The sequence below is a fragment of the Cytobacillus oceanisediminis genome (assembly GCF_004366035.1).
Lineage (GTDB): Bacteria > Bacillota > Bacilli > Bacillales > Cytobacillaceae > Cytobacillus > Cytobacillus oceanisediminis_C.
In genome coordinates this window covers 75,718-97,384 of record NZ_SOEE01000001.1, presented here as the reverse complement: position 1 = coordinate 97,384, position 21,667 = coordinate 75,718, and the positions used below count along the sequence as shown (strand labels likewise).

Below are 21,667 nucleotides of genomic sequence, written 5' to 3'. Positions count from 1 at the left end.
CCGAATAAAATGAATTATGGGGGTGTAAGGTTGAAGAGAAAAAATGTCCTTTTATTCAGTGACTTTGGAATAGATGATTTTGTTGCGGTGATCTTTGCCTTTTTCTCAGAAGAAATCGATATCGTGGGGATTGTTGCAGATTATGGAAATGTATCAAGGGAAGATGCCATCCGAAATGCTGCATACCTGCAAGAAGTAACTGGACACAAGGATATTCCTGTATTCAGCGGAGCTGTTTTGCCCTTAACCGGAGAAGTCCCGGTGTATTATCCGGACGTCCACGGTAAAGAGGGACTCGGCCCGATTACGCCGAATCTGCAGAATTCCAATGGTATATTTGAAAATTTCGGCGATTTCAAAAACCTGATCCAGATGTATGAAAATGATATAATTATAGTAAATGTAGGCAGGCTTTCCTCACTGGCTGCGGCATTTATTCTTTACCCTGGACTCATGAGTAAAGTCAGTGAGTTTTACATAATGGGAGGGGCATTTAATGTTCCTGGCAATGTGACTCCGGTAGCTGAAGCTAATTTTTATGGTGATCCGTACGCAGCCAATGTCGTGTTTTCAAATGCACCGAAGAAAATTCATATTCTTCCTTTGGATGTAACGATGTCTGCAATCATTACACCAGCTATTGTCGACGCCCTTGATGCTTATTATCAGTCTGTACAAAATAAAGTCGGCTTGCTACTTAAGCCTATGGTTGATTATTATTTTAATTTTTATAAAGGAACCTACCCTGGCATAAGCGGCAGTCCCCTGCACGATTTGTTAACCTTTTGGGCAATGCTTGAAGGAGCTGAAATTCAATATATGGATGTCCCGGTAAAAATAATTGTCAACAGGGGGGAGGCGTTCGGCCAGAGTATTGGAGATTTTAGGAATGTACCTCCTGAAGATAAGATGAAATACCGGATTCATCGGATTGCTGTGCAATTTAATTATTCAAATTTTATCAGGAAATTTTATGAAATAATGACCAATCATAAAACGAAAACACCCTAAAAGGAAATGTGTTTTTGCGGATGATTCCTGCTTATCCCGCTAGTTCTTAAAAAAGAGCCAAAAGCTTCTATTCACAAGTTTGTCACAAGTACTTCTTTCTTCTTTCAAGAATATTTGCTAAAATTAGCATCGTAACTAATTAAAGCAGGTGAATATATGAGGAAAAGAGTTTTTGCCATTATCGTTTCAGCTTTTATGCTTTTAGTCCTTTCAGCATGCGGACAGAGTGGTATAAAGGACGCGTTAAACTGGGAGCTTGCAGATTTTAAGTATACAAATCAGGACAATCAGGAAATTGGTTTAAAGGATCTTGAAGGCAAGGTATGGGTGGCAGACTTTATTTTTACTAACTGTGAAGATGTATGTATGCCAATGACAGCTAATATGAAGAAGCTTCAGGATTTGGCTAAGAAGGAAGGCATTAAAAATATCGAATTTGTTTCTTTCAGTGTTGACCCCAAGGTTGATACACCTGAGGTATTAAAGGAATTTGCATCTACATACAATGCAGATTTCACTAATTGGCATTTTCTGACTGGCTATTCCCAGGAAGAAATTGAAAAGTATGCTATGGAATATTTTAAAGCCATTGTGAAAAAGCCGCAAACAGGCGATCAGGTTATCCATGGAACAGATTTTTACCTTGTTGACCAGAACGGCACTGTTATGAAATATTATACTGGGCTTAATGAAATTCCATTAGATGAAATAATGAATGATATTAAAGCCTTGCAATAGACCTTGGAAAAGGTCTATTTTTCTTTTGGGATAAGCCAGGGAACCTTCCAGGCAATGCTAATTCTTTTTAATAGGAAAGTACATGTTATAATATGATTGAATTATATAGGCAGGTGATAGTATGATAAAAAAATTCACCTTCATCTTTTTGATCATGCTGCTTCTCGCCTCCTGCAGTTCATCAAACAACAGCGAAATCATTCATTCTGAGAAAAAATCTAAACTCGCACTCAAAGAGGATATCCCTCTCGACTTTTTTCCAAGAAATATTACTGTTGCTGCAGTAGGGGACTCTTTAACCCAGGGGGTTGGAGACAGTACTGAACGCGGAGGTTACGTGCCATATCTTGAAATGTCACTGGAAAAAGACAAAAGTGTGCAAGACGCTGTTTTTTATAATTTTGGAGTAAGAGGCAATCGTTCCGATCAATTATTGAAAAAACTAGGGACTGAAGAAGTAAAAGATGTTGTGAAGAGTGCAGACGCGGTTATCATAACAATTGGCGGAAATGATGTTATGAAAGTTGTCCGCGAGAATTTTTCAAACCTAAAGCTTAGGGCTTTTACTAAGGAAAAGAAAAACTATGAGCAAAATCTGATTGATGTTTTAGATGCGATTAAAGAGGTAAACCCTAATAGTAAAATCGTTTTAATAGGGTTATATAATCCCTTTTTAAAATGGTTTTCGGAAATAACGGAAATAAATGAAATTCTTGAAGATTGGAATGGCACAAGCCAGGCTATATTAAAAGATTATCCGGGAACGTATTTTGTTGAAATAGATGATATTTTCGAAAATACCGATGATAATCTTTTATATACAGACTATTTTCATCCAAATGACAAAGGATATGAATTAATAGCTGGCCGAGTTCATCAAATTCTAACAGAAGAAGTTCTGAAAGAAATTCCGTATAAAAGGAAAGCAGAAGGAAATGGAGAGAAGATGATTGAAAGATAGCAAATGGAAAAAGCTGTTTTTGGCGCTGCTGGTCATTAATGCACTCATCTTAATTCTGCTGTTTATTTTTATCAGCATGCCGGCAGATGATGAAGGCTATACAGCGATCACCGAGAATAGTGAAAATTATGTTCCCTTTAACATAAAAGCCAATAAAGAAGACTTGAATAGAGTCATTAACCACTATCTTGAAAAAGAAGGACTGACAGGGGCAATAGATTATAAAGTTCTTCTGAATGATGAAGTTGAATTATATGGCACAATCCCTTTCTTCAGTCAGGATCTGCAAATGAAATTATCATTTGAACCGGAAGCCTTGGAGAATGGGGATGTTGTCCTCCAGCAAAAGTCCATATCTGTAGGACAGCTGAATCTCCCTGTATCACATGTTCTAAAGCTGGTAAAAGACCGCTATAAGCTTCCAGAAGGAGTCACAATCCAGCCGCAGAAAGAACGAATTTATGTGTCGCTGCAGGAAATGAAGCTGAAGAGTGATGTAAAAGTAAGAGTGGATGAATTTAATTTAAAGCAGGATGATATTCGTTTTACCCTTCTTGTGCCGGTTAAATGAGAAAAGGGAATCCTTTCGCAAAGGATTCCTTTTTCTGTTAACGGGTATTTGAACCATTTAGTCTGGAATCAGAATTGTTTCAAGCACAGGCTCATTTACAATAGAACCTACAGCCATTAGGGTGTAAGCCTGGTCTGCTTGAAATTGCATTCGAGGAATTGACAGGGCTACATGGGGGGTGCCTGCAATCCTTGCTTCCAAGTCGACAGTCATTGGAGTTAAGGCCATATATTTACTTGCCTGCCTGAAAGCGATATTGGAAAAAACGGCATCCCGATTTTTTACGGCGATATCAACAGCAGGAGCATCAGCTGAAAGATGGGCAAATCTGACTTTTGTTGCTCCAGCAGGCACTTCATGTCGGCCTTCTAAAACAACAAGCTTTAATTTCAATGCAATTCCTGCGGCAGCAATTGTATAAGACTTACCTGCGGCAATAATGAATTTTCTGCTTAGAAGCGTGGACGCCCTGTTACCTGCTCGATATATGTCTATCTGATGCTTGCCAGCTGGCAGTGAAGCATAACTGCTTGCTTCTTTATAGTGGAAGTTCTTCAAAATACCTGTACCGTTTACATAAATATCAACCAGACCGGCTTCAGGTGAACCATGAAAGATCCGTACTTTTGCCTGCTGTCTCTCTTGAACCATTACAGAAGGCAGCTGGTTGTTTGTACGCATTTTTTGAATAGCCTGATTTAGGCAATGTAAATGTTTATGGTAATAAGCAATATATTGTGCAGGATCAATATATTTAAAATACTGTGCCAGAAGATCATACATAGCTGCTCTTTGGAAGTACCATTGCCGGTTTCTCTCTGAAGCCATGCTTCTCCCTCCTAAATCTGCTTCAATAACATATGCTTCTGCCTGGGTGAATGCGACATGGGGAAGAGTGAATCTGAATAGCATAAAAGCTAAACTGAGTAACAGGCACTGAGTTGATTGGAGCGTAGGACACTTGATCCTTGAAAATGCTGCCGCATTTCCTTCTTGCGGTGTTGAATAAGGGCGGATTATTCAATGTCCTGCGGGAGGAGAGGGAAGTGAGAGATCCCACAGGCGAAGCTGAAGAGGCTCACATTCCTCTCCGCGGTTCACTTAGTGTCCGCAGCTGAAATCAACGGTCCAAATTTATTATTAAAACAATTTTCTACTTGAAATAATTATGATTAAAAATAAAAACGCTTTACTTCTGGTGCAATATTCCATATAATATAAACAAATAAACGAAAGTGGGTGATGTGCTATGAAAAAAGAACTTTATGCAAATACGTTAATTGCAGATAATTCAGGCACAGCCCAAATGGAGATCGTTTAATCGAGCGGACCAGTTTGTTTTCCACTGCTTATTGAACCTTGCATTATTAAACCATGGGCTGATTGCCTATGGTTTTTTGTATGTAAATTAAATTTCTATAAGCATGGAGGAACAAACATTGACAATCACTAAATTTGGATTTAATAATTTTTTTAAAGAGGCATTTTCAGTGTATGAAGAAAAAGAGTATCAAATTGGCCGTGTTGCACTAGAGCATAAAAGAATGTATCGCGTTTGGACAGATAACTCTGAAATGCTGTGTGAGGTATCAGGGAAGTTTTCTTTCGGTGCATCATCAAGGGAAGATTATCCTGCTGTCGGTGACTGGGTTGTCATCAAAGAAAGGACAGGAGAACAGCGAGGGACGATACATGCTGTCCTTCCAAGAAAAAGCAAATTTTCACGAAAAGCTGCAGGGATGAATACTGAAGAGCAAATTGTAGCAGCTAATGTAGACACTATTTTCCTGGTTAATTCTCTTAACGAGGATCTTAATTTAAGGAGATTGGAACGTTATTTGCTTTTATCATGGGAAAGCGGGGCAACTCCTGTCATTGTTCTTACCAAGGCTGACCTTTGTGAAGATCTGGAGGATCAGCTTGCTAAGGTGGATAGTGTTGCCATGGGTGTTCCTGTTATCTCAATCAGCGTCATTGAAGAGAAGGGAATAGACCAGCTTAAGCCGTTTTTAGAGCCAGGAAATACAATCGCCTTACTCGGCTCTTCAGGCGTAGGGAAATCCACACTTACAAATTACCTTCTTGGGGAGGATAAGCAAAAAGTCCAGGATATTAGGATTAGTGATGATAAAGGAAAGCATACAACTACCCATCGGGAACTCATCCTACTTCCTGACGGTGCCATATTAATTGATACTCCAGGAATGAGAGAGCTTCAGCTGTGGGAAAGTGAAAACGGGCTTTCTGAAAGCTTCACAGATATTGAGCAAGCCGCTGAAAACTGCAGGTTCAGGGACTGTACACATGAAAATGAGCCAGGCTGTGCTGTGACTAGGTTTATAGAGGATGGAAGCATATCAAGGGCACGTCTTAACAGCTATAAAAAGCTTCTAAAGGAGCTCGCTTATCTGGACAGAAAACAGGATAAGAGAGCCCAATCTGAAGAGCGCAAACGCTGGAAAAAAATGAGCGCCGGAGCAAAGAATAAAAGAATGTAAAAATTCAGAAACCTCTTCACAAAAGAGGTTTCTTTTGCATATAAGGAATCTTTTCATTAATCTTATGTATATAGCTTTAAATCATCTTTCTAAGGGAAAAAGTAAAAGATAGAAAAGTGCCGAAAGAGGTGGAGTAAATGACAGAGAAACTATTTGAAAAGGCAACATTTGCAGGAGGCTGCTTTTGGTGTATGGTAAAGCCTTTTGATGAACAGCCTGGGATTAAAGAAGTAATATCCGGATATACCGGAGGGGATGTGAAAAATCCTACTTACCAGCAGGTCTGTTCAGAAACGACTGGTCATTACGAAGCGGTTCAAATTACATTTGATCCTGAGGTTTTCCCATATGAAAAGCTTCTTGAACTATATTGGCAGCAGATTGACCCAACAGATGCAGGAGGGCAGTTCTATGATCGCGGCCAATCATATCAGACAGCGATTTTCTATCACAATGAAAAACAAAAGCAATCAGCAGTAGAATCCAAACAAAAGCTTGAAGAAACCGGTCCATTTACGAAACCGATAGTTACCAGGATTCTGCCTGCTTCAGACTTTTATCCTGCAGAAGACTATCATCAGCATTATTACAAAAAAAATCCGGATAGATACATTTCCTATCAAACCGGCTCTGGAAGAAAGGCATTTATTAATAAGCATTGGGGTGAAAGATAATGGCAAAAAGCAGAGAAGATTTAAAGCAGAAACTAGATCCAATGCAATATGAAGTCACTCAGAATAATGGCACAGAGCCGCCATTCCGCAATGAATATTGGAATGAATTTAAAGAGGGAATCTATGTCGATATTGTTTCCGGCAAGCCTCTTTTCAGCTCAAAAGACAAGTATGACGCAGGATGTGGCTGGCCAAGCTTCACAAAGCCCATACAGGATGAAGAAGTTGTCGAAAAAGAAGACCGCAGCCACTATATGGTCAGAACGGAAGTGAGAAGCAAATCAGCCGATTCCCATCTTGGTCATGTTTTTGATGATGGGCCTGGACCTGAGGGCCTCCGATATTGCATAAATTCTGCTGCACTAAGGTTCATTCCTAAGGAAAAACTGGAGGAAGAAGGCTATAAAGAATTTCTGAGATTATTTAATGATGCAAACTAAGAAATGGAAGGTGTTTTCATGTTTAAGAAATTATTTGGCAAAAAGGAAGCTGTTAAAGCAATTGAGGTTAAGGCTGCTTTGACAGGCACAGCAGTTAATCTGGAAGAAGTGCCTGATCCTGTATTTGCAGAAAGAATGATGGGGGACGGTATTGCAATCGAACCTGCAGAAGGGTTGGTTGTTTCCCCGGTAAATGGAGAAGTGGTTCAAGTGTTCCCTACCAAGCATGCAATTGGCATTCGTGCTGAGAATGGTGCCGAGATTTTAATTCATATTGGCCTTGAAACGGTTTCGATGAAAGGGGAAGGGTTTGAGACCCATATTTCCGAAGGATCAAAGGTCAGTGAAGGTGATAAGCTTGTCACTTTTGATTTAGCACTGGTTAAAGAAAAGGCAAAGAGCACTATCACACCGATCATTGTCACTAATGGCGACCAGGTCGCTTCTCTTGAGAAGAATGCAGCAGGAGCAGTAACAAGAGGTACATCTACAGTAATGACAGTTACTGCTAAATAATCGGAAAAAGCCGCCAATAATTGGGCGGCTTTTTTCAGGTCGCTTTTGCAGTCTGAGTTTATAATAGCTTCTCTTTTTCTTTTATGAAAAGCTTCATTACTCTGCCTTGGTAAGGATGGAGGAAATTTGAATAACAGCATCGTCAGTACTGTTATTCACTGATTTTTCTTTAGTCACAATAAATTTTACATGATGCGGTCCGTTTTCGAGGCCGCTGGCAATATATTGGTATCTTTCTTTAGTCAGTGGCCACCATGCGGATAAAGATGTAATGTAAACATCATCTATGAAAACATCCATCTTCCCGCCTTTTTCGCTTCGAATCATATTGAGCCCAAGGAAAGGGCCGCTAAATTGATATTCAAGACTGTCACCCGCCTTGCTGCTCTCCCAAATGCCGTCTTTGTGAATAAAAGAACCCGATACCTCTGTAACATGAGGAATGGATGCTATTTCAATATCCGCATTTTCATGAATGGGGGCAGAAAGCTCAGCAATCTCTGCATGACTTCCGGCTAATTCTCTTATTTTCTTTATTAGTGTATCTGCATATATTCTATAGCCCTCATCATTTGGATGGACCATATCCTTTGTCAGTTCCTGTGCAGGCAATCCAGATTGTCCGAATGACTTTCTCATATCCACATTTTTTGCGCCATAGTGATTGGAAATAATAGAAATTGCCTGAACAAATGCCTCAATATCAAGCGGATTTTCTGTAATGGTTATGATCTCGGTATCAGGGTAGAGCTGTTTGGTTTTCCGGATAAGCCCTTCGTAGAAATATGAAAATTGCTTTTCATCCATATATTTGCGGTCATTCTCCCCAAACACGATAAAAGTTAAATCAATTTTCCCTAAATGTTCGGATTGCTGAAGCTTATATAAGCCTTCAAAGGCAGTGGCACCGCTTTGGACTATGGAATGCCTTCTGGCCTTGATTTCAAATTCACTATGAAGATGCCGTTCAAGCCTTGTAAACCATGCAGCTGATTTGGAGGTCGCACCTGACCCCCTTCCAATGCTATCCCCGATAATGAGGTAATTGATATTCTCTTTAGACGATAACTTTTGATACACGTTAGTTGGATTTGCCCCTTCAACTTTAGATAGGCTATCAAACAAATGATACAAACCATATATAAAAGTGATGATAAAAAAATATATGCCGATCTTCCTTTTCTTCATTGGTTTGAATCCCCCGCTTCTTTTCTGAATCCTTAATGTTATCGTACCCTAATAATGGCTATGGGGGAAGGTTTATAATGGAGTTCAGCGTTTTTTTATAAAAATGGGCAAATGCACATGCGGGTCAAGTTCTCAGCACATACATTAATATTGAAAATGCCCAAGAAATCTTATTGAGGAGTGATTATTAATGTATAAAGGTGCAGTTGCTGGTGCTGGCTACGACCAATGTTTTCCGGGATATGGCTATCCTGTAGCGGGTGCTCAATATGGAGGATGTGGATATGGCGGTTTCGCATTGATCGTCGTATTATTCATTCTATTGATTATTATCGGAGCATGCTGCTGTGGAAATTGGTAATATAAAATGAATCTTGTGGAGGCTGCTCTTTAGGAGCAGCCTTCTGTTTGTTAAGGGGCCAGCAATTGCAGTTAATTTACGGAATTTTACATAACTTTTTTAAAACCGAACAATATTTATTGTTTTGATTAAATAGTTCGTAAAATGATTGACCATTTATTCAGTGTTTGATATAGTTACCTAGGGTTAATGAAATTAACGAATAATGCGTCTGGGGGAAATAGGACGATGAATGCTAATTATGATGTTATTGTTGTCGGTGCTGGACCGGCTGGAATATTTACTTGTTATGAACTAACACTAAAAATGCCTGAAGCAAATATTTTATTAATTGATAAGGGTCATGATATTTTTCGGAGGAATTGTCCGATTTTACAGAAAAAGATTGAGAAATGCCCGCCGGCCGCGGGAAAAAAAGAGTATGCAGGGTGTTTGCCGGCTTGTTCAATCACCAATGGTTTTGGCGGAGCAGGTGCTTATTCAGATGGGAAATTTAATATTACAAGTGAATTCGGCGGCTGGATGACAGATTATCTTCCTGATTCCCAGGTTGTTGAATTGATCAAATATGTAGATGAAATTAATTTAAAACATGGTGCAACTGAAAGCATCACAGATCCAATGACGGATGAAGTGAGAGATATTGAGCGCCGCGGTTATGCAGCGGGACTGAAACTTCTTCGAGCACAGGTTAGGCATTTAGGTACGGAGCAGAACCTTGAAATACTAAAAAGCATTTATGAATATTTGCGTGAAAAAATTGATATGTCTTACAAGACAGAGGTTGAAGATCTCATAACCGAAAAAGCGCCTGATGGCCATCGTATTATGGGGGTTAAGCTTAAGTCCGGAAATGAAGTTTATGCTGATAAGGTGGTTGTAGCACCTGGGAGAGATGGATCTGTTTGGCTGGCAAACCTCCTGAAGTCCCGCCGCTTAAAAATGATCAATAATCAGGTCGACATTGGGGTCCGGGTCGAAACTTCCAATATTGTCATGGAGGAGATTAATAAACATCTTTACGAAGGAAAGTTCACATTTAATACATCTGTCGGTACAAGAGTTCGGACATTCTGCAGCAATCCTTCCGGTCATGTCGTAGTGGAAAACCACTCCGGAATCATGCTGGCGAATGGCCATGCTTATAAAGACCCTAAATTGGGTAGCCCGAATACAAACTTTGCGCTGCTTGTATCCCATACATTCTCAGAACCGTTTGATAAGCCAAACGAGTATGCACACGAAATTTCAAGGCTTGCCAACAGCCTTTCAAACGGCGGAATCATTGTTCAAAAGTATGGAGATATACTAAAAGGAAGAAGATCAACTGAGAAGAGAATTAAAGAAGGTTTCCTTGAGCCAACCTTAAAAGAGGCGGTACCTGGCGACCTAGGCCTTGTGCTTCCATATAATACTATGAAAAGCCTGATTGAAATGACTGAGGCTTTAAACCATGTATCTCCTGGCCTTGCATCAGAACATACACTATTCTATGGCGTGGAGGCAAAATTCTACTCTGCACGCCCAAGACTTAATGACCGTTTCGAAACGGAAATCAGCGGCCTTTATGTTGGCGGGGACGGTGCAGGCATTACCAGAGGGCTCGCACAAGCCGGAGCTTGCGGAGTGTGGATAGCAAGGGATATCGTAGAAAAGAAAAGCAATGCACCAAGAAGGGAACCTGCAATAGTATAAAAACAGAAGGCCAAGCTGAAAAGCTGGCCTTTTTTCAATATGCAAAAACAGTCATTTCTTAACGAGACTGTATCTGATAAAATGTAAAACAATAAACAAGAATCAAAGGGGCAAAGGAGAGGACATAATGCTTGCAGAGCGTTTAAAGCCAGGGGATGAAATCCGGGTCATTGCACCGTCAAGAAGTATGGCGATCATAAAAGGCGAACAATTGCGAATTGCCCAGGAACGGCTGAATCAGCTTGGATTCACAGTAACATACGGTAAAAATGCAGAACTGCATGATGAGTTTTTCAGTACTTCTATTGAAGAGAGATTGGAAGATTTGCATGATGCTTTTACCGATCCTAATGTAAAGGGAATCCTGACAGTGATTGGCGGTTATAACGCCAACCAGCTTTTGAATTACATAGACTTCGAGATAATAAAAAACAATCCGAAAATATTCTGCGGATTTAGTGATATCACGGCATTGCAGGGCGCCATTTATAAAAAAACAGAATTGATCACCTATTCAGGCCCGCATTTTTCAAGCTTCGGTGTGAAACATGGCTTTGAGTACACTCTTGATTCTTTTGTTAATGCAGTAACCAATGACGCTCCCTATGAAATCCTCGCTTCATCACATTGGAGTGATGATCCGTGGTATCTTGATCAGGAAGACAGACTTTTCATTAAAAACAATGGGTATACGGTCATCCAGGAAGGGTGTGCAGAAGGCAGATTAATTGGAGGGAATTTATGCACACTTAACCTGCTGCAGGGGACGGAGTTCATGCCATCATTAAAGGATTCTATCTTATTTATTGAAGATGATGAGGAATCACATGCTCTTACCTTTGATCGGGATCTTCAATCACTGCTGCACCTGCCTGATGCTCAAGGCATCAAAGGAATCCTGATTGGCAGATTTCAGAAGAATTCTCAGGTTACCGAAGAGGCACTGAGAAAGATTATTGATTCAAAAAAAGAGCTTCAAGGTATTCCTGTGATTGGAAATGTGAATTTCGGCCATGTGCAGCCCTGTGCCACTATTCCGATTGGAGGGAAAGCAGTTATAAAAGCAGAAAGTTCTAAGAGTGAAATTTGGATTGAACAGATATAATTAATCCCCGGAAGTGATGCCGGGGTTTTTTTGTGTAAAAAATACACTCATTTCCAGTAGTAATTTTCTGTAAATGTTTGTATTATATTTCTAACTTACCCAAATGAGGTGTACTATGGAAATTTTTCTTAAAGAGCTGAAATGCTTGGCAAATACCAAGCAGTTTATAAAGGCGATGGATGTGCTGTCGAAGGAATTGGAGGATATAGGGAAATCGAGGTTTTCAATTATTAAAAATAAATTAGCCGAAATCTCCTCGATTGCAGATTTTAAGCTGCTCATTCAATTGTTTGACCGTGGAGTAATGTACCAATACAGTGGATTTATTGCCCGTTATGCACATCGCCGTTTTAATACTCTTCAAACCGCCATTTGGTATTGTGATGAGTTAATTGACAGCGGTAAAACTCTGGAAGCGAATGATATCATAACGGAGTATTTGAGAAAGCAACCACATGATGCAGACACTGAGCTGATTATAAGTGCATTATTTACGGAAGTACATAGCCTTCTGGAGTTAAAGAGAACGAAAGAGGCTGAGGAAAAGCTCGTCGAAATGGAGGCGATCAGCGAAAAACCAATCTGGGATAAGCTGGGGTTTTATTATCTGCAGGCAGGAGACCGTACCAAGGCAGAATCCTATTTAACGGCTGGCCTGAGGGATGAGGAACGAGGACATGTTTGTTATCTTTTGTTATCGGATTTATACGCATCAACTGGCGACCGGGAAAAGTCGCTTCGAACAATTAAAGAAGGCATGGAAGAACACCCCCAAGCACCTGCATTGAAACTGGAACTTATTCGCAGGTACAGGGATCTTGGTTTTCATAAGGACATGCTCTCATTGATGAATGAGGTCGACCGGCTTGTACCTTTTCACATTTATAAGCGCTATTTTGAACATCTTAGAGCTTTATCCTATTATCAAAAAAATGAACTTGAAAAATTACATCACTTTATCTCTCAAAAGAAAATGAAGGACAGTCCTTTCTCGGCAGATAAGGGGTTTACTGAAACAGGTGATACAGTAAAGCTTTCTATTAATCCTGTTGTACAGAAGAGCAATTACTGTGTGCCTGCCAGTTTTGAAATGCTCTTTTCTTATTTTGGCAAAAAGGAGACTCAGGATGATATTGCCGAACATATTTTTGATGTGACTGGTTCAAAGCTGTCTGCATCTGCGGAATACCTTGAAAAAGAAGGTTTCGCTTGCCGTTTCTTTACTGGTGATAAGGAGCGATATAAGACATTATTGCTGCAAGGGATACCCGTTATCCTTAGTATCGACTTTGAGGCATCTTCACATGTCCAAGTTATGACGGGAATTGATGAACGATTTGGCTTTTATATGGTACAGGATCCAAATTTCTTAGAAACAATGTACGTTACTTATGAAGAGTTCCAAAAGCTTGCTGTTAATACAAACCTTTTATCCATTGCGGCAGTGCCAAAAGCGAGAGAGGCGGATCTGGGGTTTCTATCTATGGATGAGCACCGGTATTATAAGAAACTTCATTCACTTTCGGAGCAGGTGGAAGAGGATATAAAGAAGAATGAACCGGCTATGGCAGCCTTTTTATCCTCTTCAATGAATGAACCTTATACACTCATATATACAGTGAAATTCTTTTCCGGGGATAAATACAAAGAGTTCATTATTGAATGTTCCGAAAAGCTGCTTGCCATTTTTCCGGAGTCTGACTTTTTTAAGCTTCATGCAGCTCAGGCATATATACGTTTACACGAAATCGACCGTGCTGAGAAGATATTATCAATGGTTGAAAGAAAAACATTCAGTCCATTATACCAGTATTTAATAGGAAGGATTCATCTGCATAAGGACGATTACCATACCGCAATCGGCTTTTTCAGAACTTCTTTGCAGCTTGACTCTGATCAATACTATATATGGAGTTATATTGCTCTCTGTCTCCTTTATAATTCCGAGCCGGAAGCTGGGAAAGGAATGTCTGACATTGCACTAAAAATTAATGAGCAGGATCGTTTTATCAGAGTTAATCATGCCATTATCCTTTCTGATCTGAAAAAGTACGATGAAGCACGCTCCATATACAGTGAATTGCTGCGTGAAGATCATGGCGATGCGTATGTTTGGTATGAGAGAGCGAAGCTTGACCAAGCAGGAGGAAACATTCGCAAGGCTGAAAGAGGCTACAATATTTCAGCCTGCCTGGATCCGGAAATCCCTTATCCATACCTGGCTCTTGCCGATTGCTATGAGTATTTATTTGAAGACAAAGGGCGCGCTGAAGAGATTTTAGTGAAAGGAGTGGAGTTATCAAGGAGTCCGCAGATTCTAATCCGCTTGGGTGATCTTTACAAAGATCATGAGGAATATGCAAAAGCAGAGAGTATATATTTCTCCTGCATAACAGAAAATCCTGATGAGGTTTTTGCCTATCTAGGTTATGCATTTGCTATCTCTGAAACAAAGGGGCCTGATAGAGCAGCTGAATTTATCAGGAAACATGAAGAACGTTTCTGGAAGGATAGTGAGTTTTTAATAAATGGGGGCAAGCTGCTGGCTGACTTTGGACAAGACCAGAAGGACTTCTACTTGCTGGAGGCAGGGTTGGCTTTAATTGAAAGAGGTTTTAACTATATTGATCAAAATCTGGATGAAGCCCTGGAACTTTATGTAACTATTGCGGAAGCGACGCCTTATCTGAATCGTGCAATCGCTTTTCTGGAATCAAAAGCTGAATGCGAAGACACCCAAACTGACTATCTATGCTATTCGGGCACTTTATATGAAAGTGCGGAACGATATGCTGAAGCCATTAGGATATATGAAAACGCCTTAGAGAAAAAAGAAACAGCTTTTCCATATTACAGGCTTGGGGAAACCTATTTTAAGCTTGAAAAATATGAATTGTCGATCAAGGCACTGAGGAAATCCCTGGATCTTAATCCTGAGACAGAGGGGGCATATACACGCATCGCACAAATTTATGGAATTTTGGGAGATGAACAAAAGGAAGCAGAGTATATGCTGCTTCTGATTGATAAGGCCCCTTTAACAGTTAATATTGAATATTTAACAAGAATGCTTTCCATTGAAGGACTTCTTGGATTTATAGAAAAATTGAATCAAATGAAGGGAGAAGTTATTGAAACATGGAGGCTGGATAGCCTTGCATATGCTTATGGGGCAGCAGGGGACAGTATAAAGGAAGAGAGCTGTCTTTTGGAAGCTCTGGATTTGGATTCTCAATTAGCTGAATTAAAGCATCACTATTCTAAGCTTCTTATAAAGAATAAGAAATATAAAGAGGCAAAGAATTTGCTTGAAGAGCTTATAAAAGAGCAATGGGATGATGAAAGTTTATATGAAACTTTGATTGCTCTATTTGCTGAGTCAAATAGAATCATTAACCTTTCTGCATTCCTGGGAAAAGTTAGAACCGAAAAAAGTGAAAAAAGCCAGGTTTTCTTATTGGCGGCCGATGCTTTGGCAAAGCGTGCAAGCGGGGGGGATTTGGAAGCTGAACAGAAGTCCTCCTTCATTGGAAGGTTTGTACAAAAGATGAGAGAAAAGACAAAGCAAATCACTTTGTTTGGAGTGATTATCGATTTATATGAGTCTTCAATCAGACTTAATCCGCTTAATAAAGATGCATCTATCGGTCTTGCCGGATTCTATGAATCTGTAAATCTTGAGGATGATGCAAAAAAGGTTTTGAAGTCTTCTCTTGTGAATGATTGGGATTTCGTTACAGCCTATCAGCTCGCACAGCTGCATCTGGCAGGCGGGAATGATCCCCTTGAGGAAGCGGCAGAGATGAACAGTGCAATAAAACTTCTGGACGCCTGCCTAAAAGAAAAACCAGAAGATACTCATATTCTGCTTTTGAAGGCGGTGGCATTTACACACAGAATGAGATTTACCGAGGCAGAGGTACTCTTTACAAAAGTGTTAAAGGAAAATCCATATGAGAAAGAGGCCCATTTTAGATATGGGAATCTATTAAATAAAAGAAAGAGGCACGAAGAAGCTATAGAGATTATGTTGGATGGCCTTAAGGTACACCCTGAGGATACTTCATTATTTATTGAACTCGCTATCTCTTACCATAAGGTAGAGGATGTCGAAAAGTCACTAAAGCTCATGGAGGATGTGCTTGAAATCGATCCTGACCTTTTGATAGCAAGATATAATAAAGCTTGCTATCTTTCAATCTTAAATAGATTGGAAGAAGCTGACGAAGAACTTGAGTATGTACTTTATCATGATGAAGATGGATATTTTCAGGAACTTGCAGAGGAAGACATTGATCTTATTAATTTGAAAAAAAGCACCATATAACTAATACAAACAGCCGCTGTCAGCCGGCTGTTTTTTTTCGTGCAAATGGTTCATTTTGAGAATATGAACATTCTTTAAGAAAGATTTTGGGTGTCAATTCATATATTTTAATATATTGGCTCAGAAGATAGCGTCAAACTTTATAAATCTACTTCCAAACTTAATGCCCTAGGCGCTTTCTTGCGCCATTGAAAATGGAGGGGTTTCTGAAATGGATCAATCAAACCTAATTAAGCCGATGCTTGATGCACAGTACCCGATAATTGATTACGGCAAGGGAGTTTACTTATATGATACTGACGGAAAGGAATATTTGGATGCATCGTCTGGCGCAATAACGGCCAATATTGGCCATGGTGTTGAGGAAATCATTGAGGCAATGCATGAACAAGCTAAGAAAGTCTCTTTTGTGTATCGTTCGCAATTTACCAGCGGGGCAGCTGAAAAGCTAGCTCTTAAAATAGCGGGAGCAGCAATTGGCGACTTAAATTGGAGCTTTTTTGTGAACAGCGGCTCTGAGGCAACTGAAACAGCTATGAAAATAGCGATTCAATATTGGCAGGAAAAAGGTATTCAGACAAAAACAAAGGTGCTTTCAAGGTGGATGAGCTATCATGGCATAACCCTGGGCGCTTTATCAATGTCAGGTCATACGGGCAGAAGGGCGCGCTTTATACCACTGCTTGAAGATTTTCCTGTCATTCATCCGCCATATTGCTATAGGTGTCCATACAATCTAGAAGCGCCTGAATGCGGTTATCTGTGTGCCCATGAACTTGAAACCGTCATTAAACGGATAGGGCAAGAGAATATTGCTGCATTTATCGCAGAGCCAGTCATTGGGGCTGCAGGGGGTGCTATAACCCCTCCAAAAGATTACTACCGGATAATAAAAGAAATTTGTGACCGGCATGACATTTTGTTTATTGCTGATGAGGTAATGACTGGTTTTGGCAGAACGGGCACAATGCTTGCCTGCGAGCAATGGAATGTTAAACCTGATATTGTCGCACTTGGTAAAGGAATGGGGGCCGGGTATGCTCCGATTGCGGCTGCCCTTGTAAGCGATGAAATTATGAAGCCTATATTGGCGGGGTCAAAGAGCATTATGAGCGGGCATACCTTAAGTGCCAATCCTCAGTCCTGCGCAGTTTCTCTCGCAGTGCTTGAGTATATTGAAAAAAATAACATCATCCCTGAAGTGGATAGCAAGGGTGTGTATTTGAAAAATAAGTTGATAAAACTGCAATCCAAATTTTCTTTCATTGGTGATGTTAGAGGAAAAGGACTAATGATCGGACTTGAATTTGTAAAAAATCATCTGTCCAGAGAGCCGTTTTCAAGAAGATTTAGTCTGACACAAAGATTAATAAAGGAAGCTCAGGAACAGGGACTGCTTATTTACCCGGCGGGGGCAGGCAGAACCGGCACCGATGGAGATGCTGTATTAATTGCACCGCCGCTTACCATTACCAAAAGAGAAATTGATGATTTGGTGAAAAGGTTTGAAAGGACTTTGCAGATTTTTACAGAAAAACACTTGATCTTTGCTGAGGAAGAGGCTGAATAAAAATGGAAAACACTTATAACAAAATCCTTGAAATTGATGAGGCAATGAAGCATTTTCGGGATGGCATGATCATTATGTTTGGCGGATTCGGCGGAATTGGCACCCCTCCTGCCCTTATTGACGGCATTTTGGATAATGGGTTCAAAGATTTAACGCTTATCGGCAATGATTCAGGGTTTCCCCATATTGGCATCGGGAAAGTGGTAAGCCAGGGAAGGGCGAAAAAAATGATTGCTTCCCATATCGGATCAAACCCCATTGCCGGCCAATTAATGACAGATGGGAAAATGGAAGTGGAGTTTTCGCCACAGGGAATATTGGCAGAGAGAATCCGTGCAGGGGGAGTCGGCATTCCTGCCATTCTTTCCGATATTGGACTTGATAATGACATTGTAACCAGCAATAAAGAAACATGTAATTTGAGTGGAAAAAAATATCTTGTTGAAACAGCTCTAACAGCTGAAATATCCATTGTCTTTGCCAAAAAAGCGGATCCTTACGGAAACTTAATTTATGACAAAAGTGCGAGAAACACAAACCCGCTTGTTGCTATGGCGGGAGATATGACCATTGCAGAAGTGGAGGAAATCGTCCCTCTTGGCAGCCTCGACCCTGATGAAATTATAACACCTGGGGTTTTTGTGGATTATATTGTCCCTTCGAAAGGAGTGAATTGGAAATGGGCATGGGAGTAGAAATCAGAGATCGCATTGCAAAACGTGCTGCTGAAGAAATAAAGAACGGGATGATTGTAAATCTCGGCATTGGAATCCCTTCGCTTGTTCCTAATCATCTCCCGGATGGGACAAAAGTGATGTTTCATGCTGAAAATGGCATTACAGGTATGGGGCCAAGTCCTGGTAAAGGGAAGGAAGATGAAAATCTCTGTAACGCTGGCGGTTTTCCGGTTTCCGTTGTAAAAGGTGCTTCGTATTGTGACAGTACTATTGCCTTTGGGATGATCCGCAGAGGAAGAGTTGATATGACAATCCTTGGCTCCCTGCAGGTGAGTGAAAAGGGAGATCTGGCCAATTGGATTGTCCCTGGTAAAAAAGTTCCTGGCATGGGCGGGGCAATGGAACTTGCCCAAAAAGCCAAAAAAGTAATTGTCCTGATGAACCAGACAGACAAGTATGGAAATTCAAAAATTGTGAACGAGTGCAGTCTGCCTCTTACATCTGCCCGCTGTGTAGACATGATTATTACGGAGATGGCTGTCTTTCAAATAACAAATCGTGGTCTGACACTGACTGAATTGTTTGCACCGCACTCGATTCATGCAGTAAGGGCGAAAACCGGCTGCAATTTTACCATTGCTGGGAATGTGAGAGTGATTAATTGATAGACAGTATCCTATGTTTGGCTGTGGTCTTAGAAAAGGAGTGGGAATATGAATGCTCATGCAAAGGTTAAACAGTGGCTGGAAGAAAATAGGCAAAGGGGAACAAGACTTCTTCAGCAGCTTGTCCAGGAAGGAAGCATCCGTGGGAAAGAAAGCAGTGCACAGGCTGTCATCATTGAAAAATGCCGCAAACTTGGACTAACCCTTGATATTTGGGAGATTGGCAAGGAGCAATTGACCAATCATCCAGCCTTTTGTTCGGATAGAAAGGATTTTTCCGGAAATCCCAATGTGGTGGCTACTTTGAAAGGAACAGGCGGGGGAAGGTCCCTTATCCTTAATGGCCATATTGATGTTGTTCCAGAGGGAGACAAAAATGATTGGAATCATGATCCATTTAGCGGCAGAATCGAAGATGGAAAACTATATGGCCGGGGTTCGACGGATATGAAAGGAGGAACAGTCTCACTTCTGCTTGCAATGGAAGCCATCATAACGCTTGGAATCAAGCTTAAAGGAGATGTGATATTCCAAAGTGTCATAGAAGAAGAAAGCGGAGGGGCGGGTACTTTGGCTGCTGTCCTCCGGGGATATACAGCCGACGGGGCAATCATTCCCGAACCGACAAATATGAAGCTCTTCCCAAAACAGCAGGGTTCGATGTGGTTTCGGATAACGGTCAAAGGGCGTTCCGCTCATGGAGGAACCCGATATGAAGGCATCAATGCAATCGAAAAAGCCATGAAAGTAATGACAAAGCTTCAGGAACTTGAAAAATTAAGAAACCAAAGAATTGAGGATCCGCTATATTCCAAGATTCCAATTCCGATCCCTATTAATATCGGAAAAATAAATAGCGGCGAATGGCCTTCTTCAGTACCGGATATTGCCATCATAGAGGGAAGGATGGGGGTGGCGCCAGATGAGGAAATGAAATCTGCGGAAAAAGAACTGGAACAGTGCCTGAAGGAAGCAGCGCAAAATGATGTCTGGCTTAAAAAGAATCCTCCTCAAGTTGAATGGTTCGGCGGACGCTGGCTGCCTGGTGATTTGGAACAGGATCACCCTCTAATGACTGTATTATCGGAGTCTTTTGAAGAAGTAAAAGGCATGCAGCCGGCAGTGGAAGCATCACCCTGGGGCACGGATGGAGGCATATTATCCAAAGTGGGAAATACACCAGTTGTTGTCTTTGGCCCCGGTGTGACTGAAGCTGCCCATGATGTCAACGAATATATTTCCTTGCAGGAAGTTTTTGAAGCTGCTGAAATCATTGCTCTGGCCATGCTGGAATGGTGCGGCACTAATCAGCGAGAGGGGAAATGATGATGGGATCAATTAAAATAAAAACGGAGATACCGGGACCGAGAGCGAAGGAATTATTGGCTAAAAAAGAGCAGAATGTGCCAAAGGGGCCATTTAACACGATTCAGACATTTGCGGATAAGGGGAATGGAGCACTTCTGACAGATATAGACGGAAATACTTTTCTTGATTTTGCCGGGGCAATCGGCACATTAAATGTTGGCCATTGCCCGCCAAGGGTAGTGGAAGCCCTGCATGCCCAAATTGATCAATATCTTCATCCGTGCTTCCATGTCATGATGTATGAGCCTTATATTAAACTGGCAGAAAAGCTCAACAGCATTACACCCGGAAATCACAGCAAAAAAACATTCTTTTTAAGCACCGGCGCAGAGGCAGTGGAAAATGCCGTAAAGATAGCAAGGAAATATACCGGCCGAAAAGGGATCATATCATTTGAGCGGGGGTTTCATGGCCGTACCTATATGTCCATGAGTTTAACGAGCAAGGTTAAACCATATAAATATGAATTTGGGCCATTTGCGCCTGAAACATATAAATGGCCTTACCCTTATTATTACCGCAGCGAGGGGCTGAAGGATAAAGAACATGATCTTGCCTTGCTTAAGAGATTCGAAACTTTTTTTCTCAGCGAGGTGCCTCCTGAAGAAATTGCTGCTGTTATTATGGAGCCTGTACAGGGTGAGGGCGGTTTCGTTATGCCGTCTTCCCGTTTTGTAAAAGGTGTAAAACAGCTTTGTGAAAAACATGGAATCCTCTTTATTGCTGATGAGGTTCAGACGGGATTTGGCAGGACTGGAAAAATGTTTGCTATGGAGCATTATGATGTTGTGCCTGATTTAATTACGATGTCAAAATCAATCGGTGCCGGATTGCCGATCAGTGCTGTAACTGGAAGGGCTGACATAATGGATTCACCGAATATCGGTGAAATAGGCGGTACCTATGGAGGCAGTCCGCTCGGGTGTGCAGCCGCATTAGAAGTGATTCAAACAATTGAGGAAGAAGGATTAATAGGAAGGGCAAATGAAATCGGAAGCCTTTTTACTGAAAAATTTTCAGATCTTCCTTTAAAATATAAGCAAGTGGGTGAAGTTCGTTCTTTAGGGGCAATGTGTGCCATTGAATTTGTTAAAGATCAGGATACAAAGGAACCGAATAAGGAAATAGTTCAGGAGATCCTGTCAATAGCGCACAAGCGCGGCCTCATTGTTATGAGCGCAGGCCTCTTTGGCAATATCATTCGCCTGCTTACTCCGCTTATTACACCCGATGAACAGCTCAATGAAGGATTAACCGTACTAGAAGAGGTAATAGCTGAATGCTGCACATAAGGAGGAATAC

The 21,667-nt window shown here is 40.9% G+C and carries 20 protein-coding genes; 18 read left to right on the top strand and 2 right to left on the bottom strand.

Annotated elements, in window-relative coordinates; genetic code table 11:
- Window positions 1-30: 30 nt before the first annotated feature.
- From DFO72_RS00520 to DFO72_RS00505, 4 genes are all read left to right on the top strand, one after another.
- A complete protein-coding gene (locus DFO72_RS00520) occupies window positions 31-1,011 on the top strand; it encodes a nucleoside hydrolase (RefSeq protein WP_113884674.1) in 981 nt (326 codons plus the stop codon).
- 156 nt (window positions 1,012-1,167) lie between these two features.
- A complete protein-coding gene (locus tag DFO72_RS00515) occupies window positions 1,168-1,749 on the top strand; it encodes an SCO family protein (protein WP_113884675.1) in 582 nt (193 codons plus the stop codon).
- Between the two features lie 121 nt (window positions 1,750-1,870).
- Window positions 1,871-2,710, top strand: a complete 840-nt coding sequence (locus DFO72_RS00510; RefSeq protein ID WP_113884676.1) for an SGNH/GDSL hydrolase family protein — start codon at window positions 1,871-1,873, stop codon at window positions 2,708-2,710.
- Window positions 2,700-3,281, top strand: a complete 582-nt coding sequence (locus tag DFO72_RS00505; RefSeq protein WP_113884677.1) for a YpmS family protein — start codon at window positions 2,700-2,702, stop codon at window positions 3,279-3,281. Before DFO72_RS00510 ends, DFO72_RS00505 begins: the two co-directional genes overlap by 11 nt.
- Window positions 3,282-3,338: 57 nt before the next feature.
- On the opposite strand, the gene DFO72_RS00500 is transcribed toward DFO72_RS00505, so the two are convergent.
- Window positions 3,339-4,109, bottom strand: coding sequence for a DUF4397 domain-containing protein (locus tag DFO72_RS00500; RefSeq protein ID WP_113884678.1), 771 nt, complete (start codon window positions 4,107-4,109; stop codon window positions 3,339-3,341).
- Window positions 4,110-4,249: 140 nt separating this feature from the next.
- Between DFO72_RS00500 and DFO72_RS29205 the strand changes: the two genes are divergently transcribed.
- The 5 genes from DFO72_RS29205 to DFO72_RS00480 all read left to right on the top strand — a co-directional run bounded on the left by DFO72_RS29205 (window position 4,250) and on the right by DFO72_RS00480 (window position 7,409).
- On the top strand, window positions 4,250-4,399 hold the full coding sequence (locus DFO72_RS29205) for a hypothetical protein (protein WP_166672398.1): 150 nt from the start codon (window positions 4,250-4,252) through the stop codon (window positions 4,397-4,399).
- Between the two features lie 321 nt (window positions 4,400-4,720).
- Window positions 4,721-5,779, top strand: a complete 1,059-nt coding sequence (gene rsgA, locus DFO72_RS00495) for a ribosome small subunit-dependent GTPase A (protein ID WP_113884679.1) — start codon at window positions 4,721-4,723, stop codon at window positions 5,777-5,779.
- Between the two features lie 137 nt (window positions 5,780-5,916).
- Complete coding sequence (gene msrA, locus DFO72_RS00490) at window positions 5,917-6,453, top strand: peptide-methionine (S)-S-oxide reductase MsrA (protein WP_113884680.1); 537 nt, start codon at window positions 5,917-5,919, stop codon at window positions 6,451-6,453.
- On the top strand, window positions 6,453-6,893 hold the full coding sequence (gene msrB / locus DFO72_RS00485) for a peptide-methionine (R)-S-oxide reductase MsrB (RefSeq protein WP_113884681.1): 441 nt from the start codon (window positions 6,453-6,455) through the stop codon (window positions 6,891-6,893). The genes msrA and msrB overlap by 1 nt, the downstream gene beginning before the upstream one ends.
- Before the next feature lie 18 nt (window positions 6,894-6,911).
- Window positions 6,912-7,409: a PTS sugar transporter subunit IIA gene (locus DFO72_RS00480; RefSeq protein WP_113884682.1), complete on the top strand. Its 498-nt coding sequence runs from the start codon at window positions 6,912-6,914 to the stop codon at window positions 7,407-7,409.
- 96 nt (window positions 7,410-7,505) lie between these two features.
- Here the strand turns inward: DFO72_RS00480 and DFO72_RS00475 are convergent, their stop codons facing one another.
- Window positions 7,506-8,597 (bottom strand): SGNH/GDSL hydrolase family protein, encoded by a 1,092-nt coding sequence (locus DFO72_RS00475; protein WP_113884683.1) that lies wholly within the window; start codon window positions 8,595-8,597, stop codon window positions 7,506-7,508.
- A gap of 190 nt (window positions 8,598-8,787) precedes the next feature.
- Between DFO72_RS00475 and DFO72_RS30320 the strand changes: the two genes are divergently transcribed.
- From DFO72_RS30320 to gabT, 9 genes are all read left to right on the top strand, one after another.
- Window positions 8,788-8,958, top strand: coding sequence for a YjcZ family sporulation protein (locus DFO72_RS30320; RefSeq protein WP_009332599.1), 171 nt, complete (start codon window positions 8,788-8,790; stop codon window positions 8,956-8,958).
- 228 nt (window positions 8,959-9,186) lie between these two features.
- On the top strand, window positions 9,187-10,653 hold the full coding sequence (locus DFO72_RS00465) for an NAD(P)/FAD-dependent oxidoreductase (RefSeq protein ID WP_113884684.1): 1,467 nt from the start codon (window positions 9,187-9,189) through the stop codon (window positions 10,651-10,653).
- 127 nt (window positions 10,654-10,780) lie between these two features.
- A complete protein-coding gene (locus DFO72_RS00460) occupies window positions 10,781-11,758 on the top strand; it encodes a S66 family peptidase (RefSeq protein WP_113884685.1) in 978 nt (325 codons plus the stop codon).
- A gap of 115 nt (window positions 11,759-11,873) precedes the next feature.
- Complete coding sequence (locus DFO72_RS00455; RefSeq protein WP_166672397.1) at window positions 11,874-16,085, top strand: tetratricopeptide repeat protein; 4,212 nt, start codon at window positions 11,874-11,876, stop codon at window positions 16,083-16,085.
- A 211-nt stretch (window positions 16,086-16,296) separates the two neighbouring features.
- Entirely contained in the window at window positions 16,297-17,655 is a 1,359-nt protein-coding gene (locus DFO72_RS00450) for an aspartate aminotransferase family protein (protein WP_113884687.1), read from the top strand.
- A gap of 2 nt (window positions 17,656-17,657) precedes the next feature.
- A complete protein-coding gene (locus tag DFO72_RS00445) occupies window positions 17,658-18,350 on the top strand; it encodes a CoA transferase subunit A (protein WP_113884688.1) in 693 nt (230 codons plus the stop codon).
- Window positions 18,335-18,997, top strand: a complete 663-nt coding sequence (locus DFO72_RS00440) for a 3-oxoacid CoA-transferase subunit B (protein WP_113884689.1) — start codon at window positions 18,335-18,337, stop codon at window positions 18,995-18,997. The genes DFO72_RS00445 and DFO72_RS00440 overlap by 16 nt, the downstream gene beginning before the upstream one ends.
- Window positions 18,998-19,045: 48 nt before the next feature.
- Window positions 19,046-20,323 (top strand): peptidase, encoded by a 1,278-nt coding sequence (locus tag DFO72_RS00435; RefSeq protein WP_113884690.1) that lies wholly within the window; start codon window positions 19,046-19,048, stop codon window positions 20,321-20,323.
- A complete protein-coding gene (gene gabT, locus DFO72_RS00430) occupies window positions 20,323-21,657 on the top strand; it encodes a 4-aminobutyrate--2-oxoglutarate transaminase (protein WP_113884691.1) in 1,335 nt (444 codons plus the stop codon). The genes DFO72_RS00435 and gabT overlap by 1 nt, the downstream gene beginning before the upstream one ends.
- Window positions 21,658-21,667 lie beyond the last annotated feature (10 nt).

Coding starts and splice junctions, on each gene's coding strand:
- DFO72_RS00515 (WP_113884675.1), top strand. CDS start 1,168: ATGAGGAAAAGAGTTTTTGCCATTATCGTTTCAGCTTTTATGCTTTTA.
- DFO72_RS00510 (WP_113884676.1), top strand. CDS start 1,871: ATGATAAAAAAATTCACCTTCATCTTTTTGATCATGCTGCTTCTCGCC.
- DFO72_RS00500 (WP_113884678.1), bottom strand. CDS start 4,109: ATGGCTTCAGAGAGAAACCGGCAATGGTACTTCCAAAGAGCAGCTATG.
- msrA (WP_113884680.1), top strand. CDS start 5,917: ATGACAGAGAAACTATTTGAAAAGGCAACATTTGCAGGAGGCTGCTTT.
- msrB (WP_113884681.1), top strand. CDS start 6,453: ATGGCAAAAAGCAGAGAAGATTTAAAGCAGAAACTAGATCCAATGCAA.
- DFO72_RS00480 (WP_113884682.1), top strand. CDS start 6,912: ATGTTTAAGAAATTATTTGGCAAAAAGGAAGCTGTTAAAGCAATTGAG.
- DFO72_RS00475 (WP_113884683.1), bottom strand. CDS start 8,597: ATGAAGAAAAGGAAGATCGGCATATATTTTTTTATCATCACTTTTATA.
- DFO72_RS30320 (WP_009332599.1), top strand. CDS start 8,788: ATGTATAAAGGTGCAGTTGCTGGTGCTGGCTACGACCAATGTTTTCCG.
- DFO72_RS00465 (WP_113884684.1), top strand. CDS start 9,187: ATGAATGCTAATTATGATGTTATTGTTGTCGGTGCTGGACCGGCTGGA.
- DFO72_RS00460 (WP_113884685.1), top strand. CDS start 10,781: ATGCTTGCAGAGCGTTTAAAGCCAGGGGATGAAATCCGGGTCATTGCA.
- DFO72_RS00455 (WP_166672397.1), top strand. CDS start 11,874: ATGGAAATTTTTCTTAAAGAGCTGAAATGCTTGGCAAATACCAAGCAG.
- DFO72_RS00450 (WP_113884687.1), top strand. CDS start 16,297: ATGGATCAATCAAACCTAATTAAGCCGATGCTTGATGCACAGTACCCG.
- DFO72_RS00445 (WP_113884688.1), top strand. CDS start 17,658: ATGGAAAACACTTATAACAAAATCCTTGAAATTGATGAGGCAATGAAG.
- DFO72_RS00440 (WP_113884689.1), top strand. CDS start 18,335: ATGGGCATGGGAGTAGAAATCAGAGATCGCATTGCAAAACGTGCTGCT.
- DFO72_RS00435 (WP_113884690.1), top strand. CDS start 19,046: ATGAATGCTCATGCAAAGGTTAAACAGTGGCTGGAAGAAAATAGGCAA.
- gabT (WP_113884691.1), top strand. CDS start 20,323: ATGATGGGATCAATTAAAATAAAAACGGAGATACCGGGACCGAGAGCG.